Raw genomic sequence first — 17,515 nt, forward strand, 5'->3', positions numbered from 1 at the left:
ACAGCGCAGGTCGCATTCCCTCCCGGCCTTGTCCGTGTACCCCGCGAGGCCGCCGGTGTACCGGTGCCCGCTCACTCGCCGTCGTGCGTGGGAGCGCCGCGGCACGGGCAGTTCACGCGGCGCTCCGCCGGGCCGGCGCAGGCCCGTCAACACGGAGCACCCCGCGCGAGGAGCCGGTTCCGGCGCCGTCTAAAGTGGCGTGGTACGCGCGAGCTTTACGACTCTGCACCGTTAACGCTCGCTTTTCTTGGAGTGATCAGGGGTGTTCGTGACGGCCGTCGGATCCCGTCCTGCGGGGGTGCGCGAGGACAGCACCGTGGACCGGTCGTTCGTCGCCCGGGTCGGTGCGTTCGTCGCGCTGACCAAGCCCCGCATCATCGAGCTGCTGCTCATCACCACGATTCCGGTGATGTTCCTTGCCGCGCGGGGTGTGCCCGACCTGTGGCTGGTGGCTGCCACCTGCGTCGGCGGCTACCTCTCGGCGGGCGGCGCCAACGCCCTGAACATGTACGCCGACCGCGACATCGACGCGCTGATGCACCGCACCGAGAGCCGCCCGCTGGTCACGGGGATCGTCACCCCCCGCGAGGGGCTCGTCTTCGGTCTCGCGCTGGCCGTCGTCTCGACGCTGTGGTTCGGACTGCTCGTCAACTGGCTCTCGGCGGCGCTGTCCCTGGGCGCGCTGCTCTTCTACGTCCTTGTCTACACGCTGGTGCTCAAGCGGCGCACGTCGCAGAACATCGTCTGGGGCGGGATCGCGGGCTGCATGCCCGTACTCATCGGATGGTCCGCCGTCGAGAACGAACTGAGCTGGGCCGCCGTCATCCTCTTCCTCGTGATCTTCTTCTGGACTCCGCCGCACTACTGGCCGCTGTCGATGAAGGTGCGGGAGGACTACCGGCGGGTCGGCGTGCCGATGCTGCCCGTCGTGGCGGGCAACGTGACCGTGGCCCGGCAGATCGTGCTCTACAGCTGGGTGATGGTCGCGGTCTCGCTGCTGCTGTGGCCCTTGGGGTACGTCGGGTGGCTCTACACCACTGTGGCCTTGGCCGCGGGCGGCTGGTGGCTCTGGGAGGCACACGCGCTGCAGTCCCGTGCGAAGGCCGGTGCGAACGGCGCGAAGCTGAAGGAGATGCGCCTCTTCCACTGGTCGATCACGTACGTCTCACTGCTGTTCGTGGCGGTCGCGATCGACCCCTTCGTGCGCTGATTCCCGCACCGGGGGACAAGGGCCGCGCGCTGCGGGGGAACTCTCTGCGCCCTGGCGTGCACACGTGTGAGGGCCCGGACCTGTGACGGTGGTCCGGGCCCTCACTGCCGGTGTGTTCAGCCGGCCTGCGCCGTCGGCTGCGGCGGTCCGCCGAGCTGGATGCCGGCCATCCGGCTCCACTCGTACGGGCCCGTGCGCACCTTCTCCGCCATCGCGCCGTCGAAGGTCTCCTGCACGGTGATGCCTGCCTGTTCGGCCGCCTGCCGCGCGGTGGCGACGGAGTCCGCCATCAGGTCGCCCCAGACGCCGTCCGCCCCGACGAGGACGATGCGGGCCCCGGCCTGTCCCACGTAGGCGATCTGGCCCTCCGCGCCGCCGCCGTGCTGCTTCGCGAACGCGGTGATCTGACCGGCGAGCTTGGCCGCCCGCTTGCTGCTCTCTGCCATGACACCGATGCTACCGAGGGGTAAGCGACCTGGCCACGCCTTCGCGCGGCCGGGAGACCCACGACACACGCCGGCCCTCCTGGGACCTCGCTGGGCTGCCGCCCGGCTGCAGCCCCGCTCAGCCGCGTCATCTCGGCGGCGGTGGCCGGGCCGGCCGTCAGGAGGTGGCGGTGGCGGACTGCTCCCGCTCGCCGCCGACGGGGGAGGGGGACGGGGAGGGGAGAGATGCTCCCTCGCCGCTCCCCGCGCCTGAGACCTCACCGTCCTCACCGTCCGCGTCGCCCGCGCCGGCACCCGGCGGCAGCCCGCGCTCGCGCACCGACAGCAGCAGCCGCAGCACCGCGATCCAGGTCACCGCCGCTCCGAACAGGTGCAGGCCCACCAGCACCTCGGGCAGCTCCGTGAGGTACTGCGCATAGCCGATGGCGCCCTGTGCGAGCAGGACCGCCATCAGTTCGGCCGTACGACGGCGCGGGCCGGCCGGGGCGGCCTGCGCCCGCAGGACGAACCACAGCACGAGCGTCAAAGCCACCACGGCCCAGGCGAGTTCGGCGTGCACTTGGGCGACGAAGTTCCAGTCGACCGGCATCCTCGGCACGTCGCTGCTGTCCCCGGCGTGCGGCCCGGCACCGGTGACGACCGTCCCGGCCACGACCAGCGCCCCGGAGAAGAACGTCAGAGCCAGCACCAGCCGCCGGGCCGTCCGGCCGGTCAGCGGCCGTGGCTCGGCATCGCCCTCGCCGGCACGCACCCAGGTGACCGTGGTGACGGTCAGCAGCGTGAGGGCGAGCAGGAAGTGCCCGGCGACGGTGTAGGGGTTGAGACCGGTCAGTACGGTGACACCGCCCATGACGGCGTTTCCCGCCACCACCCAGAACTGCGACCAGGCCAGGCGGCTGAGGCCGCGCCGCCGCGGCTTCACGGAACGCGAGGCGACGATGGCCCAGCCGACGGCCGCGCTGAGCACGTACGTCAGCATCCGGTTGCCGAACTCGATCGCGCCGTGCAGGCCCATCTCCGAGGTGGCGTACAGGCTGTCGCCGGTGCACTTGGGCCAGGTGTCGCAGCCCAGGCCGGAACCGGTCAGCCGTACGGCGCCGCCGGTCACGATGATGAAGACGCTCATGGCGAGCGCGGAGAGGGTGGCCCGCCGGAGAGTGCGCCGGGAGGGCGTCCAGCGGGCTGCGATGTACGCGACGGGGTTGCGCAGCAGTTCGAGCAGATTCGGCACGGGCACATCGTACGGCTGGTGCTTGTGCGCACTTTCACGAGGGGCGGGGTCCGCCGGCGGGGCCGCCCCCGCGGGCTGCTCACCGGGTGCGGCCGGGCCCGTTCCAGCAGCTGGCCCCGCCCCGCTCACTCCCACCTGAAGAAGCGCGCCGCGGCGGCGAGGGAGGCCACCGCCCAGACGGCCAGAACGCCGGCCTCCCCCCAGGGGACGCCCGCCCCGTGCTGGAGCACCGCGCGCAGACCGTCCGACAGCGCGGCGATCGGCAGCACCTCCAGCGCGCCCTGCACGGCCCCCGGGAACTTCTCCAGCGGAACGACGACGCCGCCGCCGACCAGCAGCAGGATGAAGACGAGGTTCGCCGCGGCGAGGGTGGCCTCCGCCCGTACCGTCCCCGCCAGCAGCAGCCCCAGGCCGCTGAACGCGGCGGTGCCCAGGAGCAGCAGCAGTGCCACGGCCGCCGGGTTGCCGCGCGGCGACCATCCGAGCATCAGGGCGACCGCGGTCAGCAGCGCCACCTGCAGCAGCTCGATCGCCAGCACGGAGACCGTCTTCGCCGCCATCAGCCCCCAGCGCGGAAGAGGCGACACGCCCAGGCGCTTGAGCACCCCGTAGCGGCGCTCGAAACCGGTGGAGATGGCCTGCCCGGTGAAGGCGGTGGAGAGCACGGCCAGCGCGAGGATGCCGGGAGTGAGGAAGGCGACGCGCTCGCCGCCGCCCAGCCGGACGATGTCGACGGAGCTGAAGAGGACCAGCAGCAGCGTCGGGATGAACACGGTCAGCAGCAGCTGCTCGCCGTGGCGCAGGAGCATCCGCGTCTCCAGGGCGGCCTGCGCGCCGATCATGCGCATCAGCGGCGCTGCCCCGGGTGCGGGGGTGAAGGTGCCGACGCTCAAGACCGAAGCTCCTTGCCGGTGAGTTCCAGGAAGACGTCCTCCAGGGTGCGGCGCTCCACCGATATGCGGTCGGGCATGACACCGTTCTGCGCGCACCAGGAGGTGACGGTGGCCAGCAGCTGCGGATCGACGGTGCCGGTGACGCGGTAGCCGCCAGGGACGAGCTCCGCCGCGGCGGTGTTGTCCGGCAGCGCCTTGAGCAGCGAGGCCAGATCGAGGCCGGGGCGTCCGGTGAAGCGCAGCGAGTTCTCCGCTCCGCCGCGGCACAGCGCTTCCGGGCTGCCCTGGGCGACGATCCTGCCGCCGTCGACGATGACGACGTCGTCGGCCAGCTCCTCGGCCTCGTCCATGTGGTGGGTGGTCAGTACGACGGTCACGCCGTCGTTGCGCAGCTCCCGTACGAGGTCCCAGGTCGCCCGTCGTCCCTGCGGGTCCAGGCCCGCGCTCGGCTCGTCCAGGAAGACCAGCTCAGGGCGTCCGACGACGGCCATGGCCAGTGCGAGCCGCTGCTGCTGCCCGCCCGAGAGCCGCCGGTAGGGGGTGCGGCCGCAGCTGTCCAGGCCGAGCGCGTCGACGAGCGCTTCCACTTCGAGCGGGTGCGCGTACAGGGCGGCCATGTGACGCAGCATCTCCTCGGCCCGCGCACCCGGATAGACGCCGCCGCTCTGCAGCATGACGCCGAGGCGGGGGCGCAGGAGCGCGGCCTGTGCCACGGGGTCGAGCCCCAGGACGCGTACGGTGCCGCCGTCCGGGCTGCGGTAGCCCTCGCAGGTCTCGACGGTGGTCGTCTTGCCCGCGCCGTTGGGGCCCAGGACGGCGGTCACGGTGCCGTACGGGACGGACAGGTCGAGACCGTCCACCGCCGTCCTCGCGCCGTACCGCTTCACCAGTCCGGTGACCTCGACCGCCCCTCCGCTTCCCATACGGGGGAGTCTAAGGAGGGCCGGGTGCCTCACGACGCGGGGGCCGGGAAACGCGGACCGGGCCGCCCGGGGCCCCTGCCCGCACCGCTCACAAGCGGTAAGTAAGGCTCCCCTTACGTGACACAGCCCATTCCGGCAGGTCAGGATGCGGCTTGCCGCAGCCCGAAGAATTACGCAACAATGACGTTGTGAAAAAGACGGCTGAAGGACATGAGACGCGAACGGCGGCCGCACGGGCCACCGGCGGTTCGTCCGTGCCCGCGGCCGCCGGAGCCGCCGGCCCGCAGGAGGAGCAGCACGGCACGCGGAACAGGGTGGCGCGTTCCATCCTCGACCACGGTCCGTCCACCGCCGCCGAGCTGGCGCTGCGACTCCAGCTGACCCAGGCGGCGGTCCGCCGCCACCTCGACTCGCTCGTGGGTGAGGGAGTCGTCGAGCCCCGCGAGAAGCGCGTGTACGGCTCACGGGGCAGGGGCCGGCCCGCAAAGGTGTTCGCCCTGACGGACTGCGGCAGGGACGCCTTCGACCAGGACTACGACAGACTGGCCGCGGACGCGCTGCGCTGGATAGCGCAGACCGCCGGGGGCGGTGAGCGCGGTGACGCCGCGGTCGCCGACTTCGCCCGCGCCCGCGTGGCCGAACAGGCCGAGCAGTACCGGCGCGCCCTGGAGGGCGTGCCGCCCGAAGAGCGCACACGGGCGCTGGCCGAGGCCCTGACACGGGACGGGTACGCTGCCACTGCGCGCAGCGCCCCCCCGTCCGCCGGGGGCAACTCCGGCGGGGAGCAGCTCTGCCAGCACCACTGCCCGGTGGCTCACACGGCCGAGCAGTTCCCGCAGCTGTGCGAGGCGGAGACGGAGGTCTTCTCCCGCCTGCTCGGCACCCATGTCCAGCGGCTCGCGACGATCGCCCACGGTGACGGGGTGTGCACCACCTTCGTCCCGCAGACGCGCCAGGGCGGTTCCGTGCCGCCCGTCGCGACCGGCACCACCCGCAAGACCAGCAACGCAAGCAAAGCCAGCAACGCCACCACAGCACCAGCGAACACCGCCGGGAGGAACCCCGCATGACCTCTCCTACGGAGACTGCTCACCCGGAGCTCGAGGGACTGGGCAAGTACGAGTACGGCTGGGCCGACTCCGACACGGCCGGTGCCACCGCGAAGCGTGGCCTCTCCGAGGAGGTCGTGCGCGACATCTCGGAGAAGAAGAACGAGCCGGAGTGGATGCTCAAGCTCCGGATGAAGGGCCACAAGCTCTTCGAGAAGAAGCCCATGCCCAACTGGGGTTCGGACCTGTCGGGCATCCACTTCGACAACATCAAGTACTTCGTGCGGTCCACCGAGAAGCAGGCCCAGACCTGGGAGGACCTGCCGGAGGACATCAAGAACACCTACGACAAGCTCGGCATCCCGGAGGCGGAGAAGCAGCGCCTGGTCGCCGGTGTCGCCGCGCAGTACGAGTCGGAGGTCGTCTACCACCAGATCCGTGAGGACCTGGAGCAGCAGGGCGTCCTCTTCCTGGACACCGACACGGCGCTGCGTGAGCACCCGGAGATCTTCAAGGAGCACTTCGGCACCGTCATCCCGCCCGGCGACAACAAGTTCGCCGCGCTCAACACGGCGGTGTGGTCCGGCGGTTCCTTCATCTACGTCCCGCCGGGCGTGCACGTCGACATCCCGCTGCAGGCCTACTTCCGGATCAACACCGAGAACATGGGCCAGTTCGAGCGGACGCTGATCATCGTCGACGAGAACGCCTACGTGCACTACGTCGAGGGCTGCACGGCTCCGATCTACGACTCGGACTCCCTGCACTCCGCCGTGGTGGAGATCATCGTGAAGAAGGGCGGCCGCTGCCGCTACACCACGATCCAGAACTGGTCGAACAACGTCTACAACCTGGTGACCAAGCGTGCCGTCGCCTACGAGGGCGCGACCATGGAGTGGGTCGACGGCAACCTCGGCTCCAAGGTCACCATGAAGTACCCCGCCGTCTACCTCATGGGCGAGCACGCCAAGGGCGAGACCCTCTCGGTCGCCTTCGCGGGCGAGGGCCAGCACCAGGACGCCGGCGCGAAGATGGTGCACATGGCGCCGCGCACCTCCTCCAACATCGTGTCCAAGTCGGTGGCCCGCAGCGGTGGCCGTACGTCCTACCGCGGTCTGATCGAGATCGCCGAGGGCGCCGAGGGTTCGAAGTCCAACGTGCTGTGCGACGCGCTGCTGGTGGACACCGTCTCCCGCTCGGACACCTACCCCTACGTCGACGTCCGCGAGGACGACGTGACGATGGGCCACGAGGCGACCGTCTCCAAGGTCAGCGACGACCAGCTCTTCTACCTGATGAGCCGGGGCCTGTCCGAGGACGAGGCGATGGCCATGATCGTCCGCGGCTTCGTCGAGCCCATCGCGAAGGAGCTCCCGATGGAGTACGCGCTGGAGCTCAACAGGCTCATCGAGCTGCAGATGGAGGGCGCGGTCGGCTGACGCCCGTACCGTGCGCCAGACAGTCCGCCCGCAAGCGACTTGACCCCGGGCACCTTCACCCGGGGTTCCGATTCCAGAGAGTGAGCAACACGAGCGCCATGGCTGAGGCTCAGAACTCCCCCGAGGACGCCGTCCAGGGAGGACCCCCACCGGTCGGTTCGAACACCACCGGGTCGATCGCGGTGGCAGCCGAGTCCACCGTCGCCACGCGGATGAGTGCGCCGCCCTCCTTCGACGTGGCGGACTTCCCGGTCCCGCACGGCCGGGAGGAGGAGTGGCGCTTCACTCCGCTCGAGCGGCTCAAGGGGCTGCACGACGGGTCGGCCGAGGCGTCGGGCTCTCTCAAGGTCGAGGTCGACGCGCCCGAGGGTGTGACGGTCGAGACCGTGGGACGTGACGACTCCCGCGTCGGCCGTGCCGGGAAGCCGGTCGACCGGGTCGCCGCGCAGGCTTTCTCCTCCTTCGAGAAGGCGTCGGTTGTCACGGTCCCCAGGGAGGCCGTGCTGGAGGAGCCGGTGCGCGTCGCGCTGCACGGCGAGGGCGGCGTCAGCTACGGGCACACCGTCTTCGAGGTCGAGGAGTTCGCCGAAGCGGTCATCGTCATCGACCACACCGGCGACGCCGTACGGGCCGCCAACGTCGAGTTCGTCGTCGGCGACGGCGCGAAGCTGACCGTGGTCTCCGTGCAGGACTGGGACGACACGGCCGTCCACTGCTCGCAGCACAACGCGCTGGTGGGCCGGGACGCCACGTTCAAGTCCGTGGTCGTCACCTTCGGCGGTGACCTCGTGCGGCTCCACCCCCGTGTGCGCTACGCCGGTCCCGGCGGAGAGGCCGAGTTCTACGGCCTGTACTTCACCGACGACGGCCAGCACCAGGAGCACCGTCTCTTCGTCGACCACGACACGCCCAACTGCCGCAGCAACGTGGTCTACAAGGGCGCGCTGCAGGGCGAGGAGGCGCGTGCGGTGTGGATCGGCGACGTGCTGATCCGTGCCGCCGCCACCGGCACCGACACCTACGAGCTGAACCGCAACCTCGTCCTCACCGACGGGGCGCGGGTCGACTCGGTGCCCAATCTGGAGATCGAGACCGGCGAGATCGTCGGGGCCGGGCACGCCTCGGCCACCGGCCGGTTCGACGACGAGCAGCTGTTCTACCTCCAGGCGAGGGGCATCCCGGAGAAGGAGGCGCGGCGGCTCGTCGTGCGCGGCTTCTTCGCCGAGCTCGTCCAGCAGATCGGCCTGCCGGACCTGGAGAAGCGTCTCATCGAGAAGATCGAGACCGAGCTGGAGTCGTCCGTATGAGCGGCGGCGAAGGCTTTGTGCGGGTGGCGGCGCTCAGCGAGCTGGAGGAGGACACCCCCAAGCGGGTGGAGCTCGACGGTGTGCCGGTCGCTCTCGTCCGTACGGAGGGAGAGGTGTTCGCGGTCAACGACATCTGCTCGCACGCGAACGTCTCGCTCTCCGAGGGAGAGGTCGAAGACTGTCAGATCGAGTGCTGGCTGCACGGCTCCAGCTTCGATCTGCGCACCGGCAAGCCCTCCGGCCTGCCGGCGACCCGACCCGTGCCCGTGTACCCCGTAAGAATCGAAGGCGAAGGCCCCGATGCGGCCGTACTCGTCTCCGTCACCCAGGAGTCCTGAAGTCCCCATGGCAACGCTTGAGATCAACGACCTGCACGTCTCCGTCGAAACCGAGAACGGTCCGAACGAGATCCTGCGCGGCGTCGACCTGACCGTGAAGCAGGGCGAGACGCACGCGATCATGGGGCCGAACGGCTCCGGCAAGTCCACCCTCGCCTATTCCCTGGCCGGCCACCCCAAGTACTCGATCACCGGTGGCTCGGTGCTCCTCGACGGCGAGGACGTCCTGGAGATGACCCCGGACGAGCGCGCCCGCGCGGGCGTCTTCCTGGCGATGCAGTACCCGGTCGAGGTCCCCGGCGTCTCCGTCTCCAACTTCCTGCGCACCTCGGCCACGGCCCTGCGCGGCGAGGCGCCCAAGCTGCGTACCTGGGTGAAGGAGGTCAAGGAGGCCATGGCGCGCCTCAACATCGACCCGTCCTTCGCCGAGCGCAACGTCAACGAGGGCTTCTCCGGCGGCGAGAAGAAGCGCCACGAGATCCTCCAGCTGGAGCTGCTCAAGCCGAAGATCGCGATCCTCGACGAGACCGACTCCGGCCTCGACGTGGACGCACTGCGGGTGGTCTCCGAGGGCGTCAACCGCGTCCGTGAGAGCGGCGAGATCGGCACCCTGCTGATCACCCACTACACGCGCATCCTGCGCTACATCAAGCCCGACCACGTTCACGTCTTCGCCAAGGGACGGATCGCCGAGTCCGGCGGCCCGGAGCTGGCGGACAAGCTGGAGGAAGAGGGCTACGAGGCGTACGTGAAGGGAGGCGCCGGTTCGTGAGCGAAGAGACGCTGCCGGGTCTGCTCGACACCGAGGCGATCCGGAAGGACTTCCCGATCCTGGACCGCACGGTCCATGACGGGCACAAGCTCGTCTACCTGGACAACGCGGCGACCTCGCAGAAGCCGCGCCAGGTGCTCGACGCGATGAGCGACTACAACGAGCGGCACAACGCCAACGTCCACCGCGGCGTGCACGTGCTCGCCGAGGAGGCCACGGCGCTCTACGAGGGCGCGCGTGACAAGGTCGCCGCCTTCATCAACGCGCCGAGCCGTGACGAGGTGGTCTTCACCAAGAACGCCTCCGAGTCGCTCAACCTCGTGGCGAACATGCTGGGCTGGGCCGACGAGCCGTACCAGGTGGGCCGCGAGACCGAGATCGTCATCACGGAGATGGAGCACCACTCCAACATCGTCCCCTGGCAGCTTCTTTCGCAGCGCACGGGCGCGAAGCTGAAGTGGTTCGGCCTGACCGACGACGGACGGCTCGACCTGTCGGACATCGAGCAGGTCATCACCGAGAAGACCAAGGTCGTCTCCTTCACCCTGGTCTCCAACATCATGGGCACCGTCAACCCGGTCGAGGCCATCGTCCGGCGTGCCCAGGAGGTCGGTGCCCTCGTCGTGCTCGACGCCTCGCAGGCGGCTCCGCACATGGTGCTGGACGTGCAGGCGCTCCAGGCCGACTTCGTCGCCTTCACCGGGCACAAGATGTGCGGTCCCACGGGCATCGGCGTGCTGTGGGGACGGCAGGAGCTGCTCGATGACCTTCCGCCGTTCCTGGGCGGCGGCGAGATGATCGAGACGGTGACGATGAACTCGTCCACCTACGCGCCCGCGCCGCACAAGTTCGAGGCGGGCACGCCGCCGATCGCGCAGGCGGTCGGGCTCGGTGCCGCCGTGGACTATCTGTCGGCCGTCGGCATGGACAGGATCCAGAAGCACGAGCACGCGCTGACCGCGTACGCCGTCAGCAAGCTGAGGGAGATCCCCGACCTGCGCTTCATCGGCCCCACCACGGCCGAGGACCGGGGCGCGACGATCTCCTTCACCCTCGGGGACATCCACCCGCACGACGTGGGCCAGGTGCTGGACGAACAGGGCATCGCGGTCCGGGTCGGCCACCACTGCGCGCGGCCGGTATGTCTGCGGTACGGAATTCCTGCGACGACACGGGCGTCGTTCTATCTGTACTCCACTCCGGCCGAGGTGGACGCCCTGGCCGAAGGGCTGGAGCACGTACGGAATTTCTTCGGATAGCGACGACTGCGGCGCAGGACGACGGACGGACTGACTCGTGAAGCTGGACTCCATGTACCAGGAAGTGATCCTGGACCACTACAAGCATCCGCACGGCCGCGGCCTGCGTGACGGTGACGCCGAGGTGCACCACACCAATCCGACCTGCGGGGACGAGATCACACTGCGTGTCCGCTACGACGGCGACACCGTCCGCGACGTCAGCTACGAGGGCCAGGGCTGCTCCATCAGCCAGGCCAGCGCCTCCGTGCTGAACGAGCTGCTGGTCGGCAAGGACCTCCCCCGGGCGAGGAAGATCCAGGAGACCTTCCTGGAACTGATGCAGTCCAAGGGGAAGATCGAGCCGGACGATGCCATGGAGGAGGTTCTGGAGGACGCCGTCGCCTTCGCCGGGGTCTCGAAGTACCCGGCACGTGTGAAGTGTGCTCTGCTGAGCTGGATGGCATGGAAGGACGCCACCGCCCAGGCGCTGGGCGAGGACTCGGTAAAGGAGAAGACCGTATGACCGAGACCACTGCGAAGCCCGCGAGTGAGGAAGAGGTCCGTGAGGCCCTTCTCGATGTGGTCGACCCCGAGCTGGGCATCGACGTCGTCAATCTGGGCCTGATCTACGGAGTCCATGTCGACGAGGCGAACATCGCCACGATCGACATGACGCTCACCTCGGCGGCGTGTCCGCTGACGGACGTGATCGAGGACCAGGCCAAGTCCGCGACGGAGGGCCTCGTCCAGGAACTCAAGATCAACTGGGTCTGGATGCCGCCGTGGGGTCCGGACAAGATCACCGACGACGGCCGTGAGCAGCTGAGGGCGCTGGGCTTCAACGTCTGAGCGGGGTGCTCCCGGCGCTCTGCCGGCGGAGCGCGTCAACGGTCATGTCTCGTGCACTGCCGAGGCATGGCCGTTCTTCGCGTCCGGAACCGGGAGGGCCGAAGGGCGCCCTGTTTGTGTACGGGCGTACGCATGAGTGTGTACGCTCGTACACATGGTGTACGTGACGCTCGTGGGAGCGATTCTGGCGGAGGTCCTGGGCACCACCGCGATGAAGTACAGCGACGGCTTCAGCAAGCTCTGGCCCTCGCTGATCACCGGTTTCAGCTACGCCGTGGCCTTCGCGCTCCTCGCGCAGACGCTCAAGACGATGTCTGTCGGCACCACCTACGCGATCTGGTCAGGCGTCGGCACCGCGGCGATCGCCGTCATCGGCATCGTCTTCATCGGCGAGTCGGTCTCCGCGGCGAAGATCATGGGCATCCTGCTGGTGATCTTCGGGGTCATACTGCTCAACGTGGGCGGTGCCCACTGATGCCCCGCCGGTACGACCCCGACCGCCCCCGGCGCATCATCGACGCCGCCATCCGGATCGTCGAGCACAAGGGCATCGACGCGCTGAGCCACCGGACCGTGGCCGCGGAGGCGGACGTTCCGCTGGGTTCGACCACCTACCACTTCGCCAGCCTCGACGACCTGCTCGTCGCCGCCCTCCAGCAGATCACCGGCGAGCCCAGCACCGCCATGACGGACTGGGAGGACGTCCTCGCCGAAGTGGGGCACGCCTCCCCGGGCACGGCCGCCGAGGGCGCCGCCGCGACGGCCGAGGACGCCACCGCGGGAATCCCGCTCGCCGACGCGCTCACACGCCTCCTGGAGGAGTACGCGCACGGAGGCCGCGGCCGCATCCGTCTGGAGTACGAGCTCTACCTCGCCGCCCTGCGCCGCCCCGCCCTGCAGCCGGTCGCCGCCGCCTGGCTCGACGAGATGACCCGAGTACTCGCCCGGCACACCTCCGACCCGGCCACCGCGCGCGTCCTGGTGGCCCTCATCGACGGTCTGCTGCTCCAGCTCCTGCTCACCGACCGCCCGTTCGACCGCGGAGCGGTACGGGCGGCGCTCGCCCGCGTCACGGGCGAGCCGTGAGCGCGGGTGCGGGATCACCTCGGCAGAGGAGGAGTCGAGCGCCCTCCGCCTGGTGGGACCGGTTGGCCCTCGCCCGACCGTGGCGGATAGCGTGCGATACATGACCCAAGCAGCCACCACCACCCGTACCACCGGCGCCGTCGCCACCGGACTCGCCACCGTCACTCTCGCGGGCCCGGACGGCTCCGGCGCGGGCACCGTTCTGGACACCTGGTTCCCCGCGCCCGAGCTCGTCGCCGAGCCCGGCGCGCCCGCCGGGAGCGAGCGCCTGAGCCCGGAGCGCGCAGCCGAGGCCCTCGGGGAGGCCGCGCCCCAGGCGCTCGGGGCCGACCCGGTGCGCGGGGTCGAGACCGTGGCGGTGCGGACGGTCATCGGTTCCCTGGAGGACAAGCCGCTGGACGCCCACGACGCGTACCTGCGGCTGCACCTGCTCAGCCACCGGCTCGTCCAGCCGCACGGACAGAACCTGGACGGCCTGTTCGGGCTGCTGGCCAACGTCGCCTGGACCAGCCTCGGTCCCGTCGCCGTCGACCGGCTGGAGCAGGTGCGGCTCGCCGCCCGCGCCGCGGGCAGGCACCTGAGCGTCACCAGCGTCGACAAGTTCCCCCGCATGACGGACTACGTCGCGCCGAAGGGCGTACGCATCGCAGACGCCGACCGCGCCCGCCTCGGAGCGCACCTGGCGGAGGGCACCACCGTCATGCACGAGGGCTTCGTGAACTTCAACGCGGGCACCCTCGGCACCTCCATGGTGGAGGGCCGCATCAGCGCCGGAGTCGTCGTCGGCGACGGCTCCGACATCGGCGGCGGCGCCTCGATCATGGGCACCCTCTCGGGCGGCGGCAAGCAGCGGATCTCCATCGGCGAGCGCTGCCTGCTGGGCGCCGAGGCCGGTATCGGCATCTCGCTGGGCGACGACTGCATCGTCGAGGCGGGCCTGTACGTGACAGCCGGCACGCGGGTCGCGCTGCCCGACGGGAAGATCGTCAAGGCAATGGAGCTGTCCGGGGCCGACAACCTCCTCTTCCGCCGCAATTCGACCACCGGCTCGGTCGAGATCCTGCAGCGCACCGGCTCGTGGGGCGGTCTGAACGAGGCGCTGCACAGCAACAACTGACGCTGCGCGGGAGCCGATTGCCGTTCGCATGCCCGTAGGCCATAGGCTTACGGGCATGCGTGATCTTACGGCGGGAGCACGGTACTTGGCGCGTGGCCAGCGATGGGCCGCAGGCCACGGGCGCTGGTTCGGTTTCGGGATGCTGCCCGCCCTGGTGACCTTCGTGCTGTACGCGGCGGCGCTCACCGCGCTCGCGTTCCTCACCGACGACGCCGCGGCCTGGGCCACGCCCTTCGCCGACGACTGGGACGAGCTGTGGCGGAACGCCCTGCGCACCGTCTTCGCGGTGCTGCTCTGGCTCGCCGGACTGTTCGTCTCCGTGGTCACCTTCACCGCCGTCACGCTGCTGGTGGGCGACCCCTTCTACGAGAAACTCTCCGAGCAGGTCGAGGAGTCCGAGGGGCACTGCCCCGAGGGCCCGGACCGGCCGCTGCCGTTGGAGCTGTGGATCTCCCTGTGCGACAGCCTGTTCGTGCTGTGGCGCATGCTGCTGCTGACCGTGCCGCTGTTCTTCCTGGGGTTCCTGCCCGTCCTCGGGCAGACGTTCATCCCCGCGCTCAGCTTCTGCGTCGCCGGATTCTTCCTCACGCTGGAACTGTCGTCGGTCGCCATGCAGCGGCGCGGCATCCCCGTACGCGAGAGGCTGCGCATCCTGCGCAGGCACAGGGCGTTGGCGCTCGGCTTCGGCGTGCCGCTGGTGCTGGCGTTCCTCGTCCCGTTCGTGGCCGTGGTGCTGATGCCGGGTGCGGTCGCGGGTGCGGCGCTGCTCGTGCGGGACCTCATGGGGGACGGCGAGGCCGAAGGGGCCGGAGAGCGGGAGGACGCGGCGCAGCCGGGGCCCGAACCGGGCCCGCGGACCCCGGAATCCGGCGTCAGCGGCCCGTCCGCTCCTCACGCGGGAAGTCCGTGGTAGCCAGTGTCATGCCGAGCAGTGTGGTGGTGAGGTCGACGGGGCTGCCGAAGTCGACGGTCAGTTCACTCGCGTAGTCCGCCGGGTCCTTCGGCTGGGTGTAGAGGTGACAGCGGCCCACGTAGGGGTCGGCGATCAGGTAGACGGGTACTCCTGCGGCCGCGTACGCCCGCAGTTTCGGACCGTAGTCATTCGCCCCTGTGCCTTTCGAGATGACTTCGGCGATGAACTCGATGTCCTCGTAGCGCCAGCGGCCCTGTTCGTTCGGCCGTGCTCCGTCGGCGAGCTTCGCCACGTCGGGCGCGAAACCGTTCTTGTGGCCGGGGAAGTCGATACGTACGTCCGAATTGACCTTCACGCCCATACCGAATCTGTCCTCGAGGGCGCGGACGATTCTGCGGATGATCTCCCAGTGAGCGTCCCACTGCGGCGACACATGGACCGTACCCTCCACGACTTCGGCCTTGTAGCCTTCGGGGACGGGCATGCGCTCCAGCAGCTCGAACAGTTCGTCCAGGCTGAGTTCGCTGCTGTCGGCCATCTCGGTCCTGTCGGTCAGCTCGACGGTCATCGTGCCGCTCCCTCCCCGGCGCGCCGTGCGGAGCAGCCGCTTCTCCAACGATACGGCCGGGAAGCAGGTCACGCGTCGAGCGCCGGCGGGCGCCTTCCCTCAAGGGCGCCCGCCGGCGGGTCCGTGTGCGGCCTTTCGCGCGCTTCCCCGCGCTTCCCCGCGCTTCCCCGCGTCAGGGCCGCAGACGCAGCACCGACGGGTCGTGGTCGCTGGCCTGGTCGTGGAACTCGGCGTTGATGTGCACGATGTCGTACTCCACGGGGCCCGCGCCCGGGCTGGTCAGGGCGTGGTCGAGCACCTGCGAGTTGCCGTTGAAGACGTAGCCGTAGTGCTCGTCCTCGGGCAGCTGCTCCATCGGGCTGGTGAGGGCGCCGCCGGCGCGCATCGCGTCGAGGCTGGGGGAGAAGGGGAAGTCGTTGAGGTCGCCGGCCGCTATGACGGCCGCGTCCGGGTCGACGGACTGCACGTCCCTGACGAAGGAGTTGACCAGCTTCGCCTGCTCGACGCGCTGCGGCTCGGAGTACCGTACGGGCGGCTGGATGCGGCCCTCCAGCGGCTGGTCGCCCTCCAGGTCGCCCCCGCCCTTCGAGCTGAAGTGGTTGGCCACGACGAAGACCTGGCGCCCCCGGAAGGTGAACTCCCCGGCGAGCGACTTGCGGCTCGCCTCCCACGCCGCGTCCTCCGGCTCGATACGGCCCGGGTTGGCGGACAGCTGCGGCGTGCCGTCGGCGTCCTTCACCTCCACCGCGGTGGTCGCGTCACCGCCCTCGCGGTCGGTGAAGGAGACCCGCTCCGGGTCGTAGAGGAAGGCGACGCGGATGTTGCCGCCGGGCTGCCCGCCGTCGGCCTTGTCCTCGGGGCTGATCTGCCGCCACTCGTAGGCCGGGCCGCCCGCCTCCTCGATGGCGGCGGTCAGCCGGTCGAGGGTCTTGTCGGCGGCGACTGTGCCGTCGTCCTCGGGTCCGGTGTTGTCCTGCACCTCTTCCACGGCGACTATGTCGGGGGAGGCGAGGTTCTTCACCAGCGCGCCGGCGAGGCGGGTGAACTTCTCCGGTTCGGACTCGGGCGAGAGGTTCTCCACGTTGTAGGTGGCGACGGAGAGCTGGCCCTTGTGCTGCTTGCGGGTCTTCTCGCGCTTGAGCTTGTTGTCCTTCAACTCGCCCATCGTGGTGGCCCGTACGGTGTAGCCGCCGAAGTTGTCGTAGTCGAGCGGCCCGGCCGTCCTGCCGCGCAGCGCGTCCCCGACGTTCGCCTGCGGGAAGGGGTGCTCGTCGAGGGGGAGCAGTGAACTGACCTTGAGGCGGGCGCCGTTCTGCTGGTCGTATCCGCCGTAGAGGGTGCCGCCGCGGGGGGTGGGATTCTGCTCGGGGTCGGCGGTGACCCACAGTTCGTCGTACTGCGTCGTCGGCCCCGTCACCGGAGCGTTCCGCAGTTCGGTGCGCATGCCCTCCAGCGACTCGTAGAGGTCGAGGGCGTACTCGTCGGGGCGCAGCGGCAGCGGCTCGATGTTCCCGCCGCCCTCCGCCCGGGGCGCGTAGGTGCCGGGGACGCGCTCGGCGTCGATGCGTACGGCCCGGGGCAGACGCTCGCCCCGGGCCCCCACCGTCCACTCCGCGCCGGTCAGTTGGGTGACGGACTGGCCGCCGGCTCCTTCGCCGCCGGGGTAGTACTCGGTGACGTCACCGGAGACGCGCACGCGGTCGCCGGTCTTCACACCGGGGGTCTCCTCGCCGGTGAAGACGAAGACGCCCTCGCTGGTGGCCGGGTCGCGGTCCGGCTCCGGGTCCTGCATCCAGAAGCCGCGCGCCTTGCCGAAGCCGCGAACGGCGGTGACGACGCCGGGCACATCGGTGACGTGCTCGCCCGCGTAGGGGGATATCCGGGTGCTGCCCTGGATGTCGTGCAGCCGCGGCGCCTTGGCCGGCTTCTCTGCGGCTGAGGACGCGGGCAGCACGAGCAGTGTGGAGCACAGCGCCGCGACGGTGAGCGCCGAGGTGCGGGCGAGACGGGACGACAACGGTGCCTCCGGTGGGGGGTGGCGGGCGGTGGTCCGGGTGTGAGTCACGGTCCGGCCATTCTCTACGCGCGTAAAGTCTGGCCCGGAAACCCCAGTTGTCAAGGAGATGACGGGCC

General features: G+C 70.1%; 19 protein-coding genes. 13 read left to right on the forward strand and 6 right to left on the reverse strand.

What is annotated here, in order from left to right; translation table 11 throughout:
* Window positions 1-268: 268 nt before the first annotated feature.
* Window positions 269-1,210, forward strand: coding sequence for a heme o synthase (locus H343_RS0112285; protein WP_028431392.1), 942 nt, complete (start codon window positions 269-271; stop codon window positions 1,208-1,210).
* A gap of 116 nt (window positions 1,211-1,326) precedes the next feature.
* Here H343_RS0112285 and H343_RS0112290 read toward each other — a convergent pair whose 3' ends face one another.
* The 4 genes from H343_RS0112290 to H343_RS0112305 all read right to left on the reverse strand — a co-directional run bounded on the left by H343_RS0112290 (window position 1,327) and on the right by H343_RS0112305 (window position 4,703).
* Window positions 1,327-1,656 carry a hypothetical protein gene (locus H343_RS0112290; RefSeq protein ID WP_028431393.1) on the reverse strand — a complete coding sequence of 110 codons (330 nt, stop codon included), beginning with the start codon at window positions 1,654-1,656 and terminating at the stop codon, window positions 1,327-1,329.
* 157 nt (window positions 1,657-1,813) lie between these two features.
* A complete protein-coding gene (locus H343_RS30280; protein ID WP_051265109.1) occupies window positions 1,814-2,887 on the reverse strand; it encodes a COX15/CtaA family protein in 1,074 nt (357 codons plus the stop codon).
* A 125-nt stretch (window positions 2,888-3,012) separates the two neighbouring features.
* Window positions 3,013-3,735, reverse strand: a complete 723-nt coding sequence (locus H343_RS0112300) for an ABC transporter permease (protein WP_078505529.1) — start codon at window positions 3,733-3,735, stop codon at window positions 3,013-3,015.
* Between the two features lie 41 nt (window positions 3,736-3,776).
* Window positions 3,777-4,703 carry an ABC transporter ATP-binding protein gene (locus H343_RS0112305; protein WP_028431395.1) on the reverse strand — a complete coding sequence of 309 codons (927 nt, stop codon included), beginning with the start codon at window positions 4,701-4,703 and terminating at the stop codon, window positions 3,777-3,779.
* A 188-nt stretch (window positions 4,704-4,891) separates the two neighbouring features.
* Between H343_RS0112305 and H343_RS0112310 the strand changes: the two genes are divergently transcribed.
* The 12 genes from H343_RS0112310 (at window position 4,892) to H343_RS0112365 (ending at window position 14,814) form a co-directional block, all read left to right on the forward strand.
* Complete coding sequence (locus H343_RS0112310) at window positions 4,892-5,773, forward strand: helix-turn-helix transcriptional regulator (RefSeq protein ID WP_028431396.1); 882 nt, start codon at window positions 4,892-4,894, stop codon at window positions 5,771-5,773.
* Window positions 5,770-7,191: a Fe-S cluster assembly protein SufB gene (gene sufB, locus H343_RS0112315; protein WP_028431397.1), complete on the forward strand. Its 1,422-nt coding sequence runs from the start codon at window positions 5,770-5,772 to the stop codon at window positions 7,189-7,191. Before H343_RS0112310 ends, sufB begins: the two co-directional genes overlap by 4 nt.
* Window positions 7,192-7,289: 98 nt before the next feature.
* A complete protein-coding gene (gene sufD / locus H343_RS0112320; RefSeq protein ID WP_028431398.1) occupies window positions 7,290-8,498 on the forward strand; it encodes a Fe-S cluster assembly protein SufD in 1,209 nt (402 codons plus the stop codon).
* A complete protein-coding gene (locus H343_RS0112325) occupies window positions 8,495-8,836 on the forward strand; it encodes a non-heme iron oxygenase ferredoxin subunit (protein WP_028431399.1) in 342 nt (113 codons plus the stop codon). Before sufD ends, H343_RS0112325 begins: the two co-directional genes overlap by 4 nt.
* A gap of 7 nt (window positions 8,837-8,843) precedes the next feature.
* Window positions 8,844-9,608: a Fe-S cluster assembly ATPase SufC gene (sufC, locus tag H343_RS0112330; RefSeq protein WP_028431400.1), complete on the forward strand. Its 765-nt coding sequence runs from the start codon at window positions 8,844-8,846 to the stop codon at window positions 9,606-9,608.
* Window positions 9,609-9,619: 11 nt separating this feature from the next.
* Window positions 9,620-10,867, forward strand: coding sequence for a cysteine desulfurase (locus H343_RS0112335; RefSeq protein WP_028431401.1), 1,248 nt, complete (start codon window positions 9,620-9,622; stop codon window positions 10,865-10,867).
* A gap of 37 nt (window positions 10,868-10,904) precedes the next feature.
* The gene (gene sufU, locus H343_RS0112340; RefSeq protein ID WP_028431402.1) at window positions 10,905-11,372 is read left to right on the forward strand and encodes a Fe-S cluster assembly sulfur transfer protein SufU; all 468 of its coding nucleotides are present in this window, start codon (window positions 10,905-10,907) and stop codon (window positions 11,370-11,372) included.
* Window positions 11,369-11,698 carry a metal-sulfur cluster assembly factor gene (locus H343_RS0112345; protein ID WP_028431403.1) on the forward strand — a complete coding sequence of 110 codons (330 nt, stop codon included), beginning with the start codon at window positions 11,369-11,371 and terminating at the stop codon, window positions 11,696-11,698. The genes sufU and H343_RS0112345 overlap by 4 nt, the downstream gene beginning before the upstream one ends.
* A 154-nt stretch (window positions 11,699-11,852) precedes the next feature.
* Window positions 11,853-12,173, forward strand: a complete 321-nt coding sequence (locus H343_RS0112350; protein WP_028431404.1) for a DMT family transporter — start codon at window positions 11,853-11,855, stop codon at window positions 12,171-12,173.
* Window positions 12,173-12,784 (forward strand): TetR family transcriptional regulator, encoded by a 612-nt coding sequence (locus H343_RS0112355; protein WP_028431405.1) that lies wholly within the window; start codon window positions 12,173-12,175, stop codon window positions 12,782-12,784. The genes H343_RS0112350 and H343_RS0112355 overlap by 1 nt, the downstream gene beginning before the upstream one ends.
* Before the next feature lie 100 nt (window positions 12,785-12,884).
* Window positions 12,885-13,901 (forward strand): 2,3,4,5-tetrahydropyridine-2,6-dicarboxylate N-succinyltransferase, encoded by a 1,017-nt coding sequence (dapD, locus tag H343_RS0112360; protein WP_028431406.1) that lies wholly within the window; start codon window positions 12,885-12,887, stop codon window positions 13,899-13,901.
* A 55-nt stretch (window positions 13,902-13,956) separates the two neighbouring features.
* A complete protein-coding gene (locus tag H343_RS0112365; RefSeq protein WP_028431407.1) occupies window positions 13,957-14,814 on the forward strand; it encodes an EI24 domain-containing protein in 858 nt (285 codons plus the stop codon).
* On the opposite strand, the gene H343_RS0112370 is transcribed toward H343_RS0112365, so the two are convergent.
* Both H343_RS0112370 and H343_RS0112375 read right to left on the reverse strand, forming a co-directional pair.
* Window positions 14,774-15,382, reverse strand: a complete 609-nt coding sequence (locus tag H343_RS0112370; RefSeq protein WP_028431408.1) for a Uma2 family endonuclease — start codon at window positions 15,380-15,382, stop codon at window positions 14,774-14,776. The genes H343_RS0112365 and H343_RS0112370 overlap by 41 nt on opposite strands.
* A 172-nt stretch (window positions 15,383-15,554) precedes the next feature.
* Complete coding sequence (locus tag H343_RS0112375; RefSeq protein WP_028431409.1) at window positions 15,555-17,399, reverse strand: endonuclease/exonuclease/phosphatase family protein; 1,845 nt, start codon at window positions 17,397-17,399, stop codon at window positions 15,555-15,557.
* Between the last annotated feature and the right edge of the window lie 116 nt (window positions 17,400-17,515).

This window comes from Streptomyces sp. TAA204 (assembly GCF_000424965.1).

Coding starts and splice junctions, on each gene's coding strand:
- dapD (WP_028431406.1), top strand. CDS start 12,885: ATGACCCAAGCAGCCACCACCACCCGTACCACCGGCGCCGTCGCCACC.
- sufC (WP_028431400.1), top strand. CDS start 8,844: ATGGCAACGCTTGAGATCAACGACCTGCACGTCTCCGTCGAAACCGAG.
- H343_RS0112350 (WP_028431404.1), top strand. CDS start 11,853: ATGGTGTACGTGACGCTCGTGGGAGCGATTCTGGCGGAGGTCCTGGGC.
- sufB (WP_028431397.1), top strand. CDS start 5,770: ATGACCTCTCCTACGGAGACTGCTCACCCGGAGCTCGAGGGACTGGGC.
- H343_RS0112370 (WP_028431408.1), bottom strand. CDS start 15,382: ATGACCGTCGAGCTGACCGACAGGACCGAGATGGCCGACAGCAGCGAA.
- H343_RS0112290 (WP_028431393.1), bottom strand. CDS start 1,656: ATGGCAGAGAGCAGCAAGCGGGCGGCCAAGCTCGCCGGTCAGATCACC.
- H343_RS0112300 (WP_078505529.1), bottom strand. CDS start 3,735: ATGCGCATGATCGGCGCGCAGGCCGCCCTGGAGACGCGGATGCTCCTG.
- H343_RS0112325 (WP_028431399.1), top strand. CDS start 8,495: ATGAGCGGCGGCGAAGGCTTTGTGCGGGTGGCGGCGCTCAGCGAGCTG.
- H343_RS0112345 (WP_028431403.1), top strand. CDS start 11,369: ATGACCGAGACCACTGCGAAGCCCGCGAGTGAGGAAGAGGTCCGTGAG.
- H343_RS0112355 (WP_028431405.1), top strand. CDS start 12,173: ATGCCCCGCCGGTACGACCCCGACCGCCCCCGGCGCATCATCGACGCC.
- H343_RS0112365 (WP_028431407.1), top strand. CDS start 13,957: ATGCGTGATCTTACGGCGGGAGCACGGTACTTGGCGCGTGGCCAGCGA.
- H343_RS0112305 (WP_028431395.1), bottom strand. CDS start 4,703: ATGGGAAGCGGAGGGGCGGTCGAGGTCACCGGACTGGTGAAGCGGTAC.
- sufD (WP_028431398.1), top strand. CDS start 7,290: ATGGCTGAGGCTCAGAACTCCCCCGAGGACGCCGTCCAGGGAGGACCC.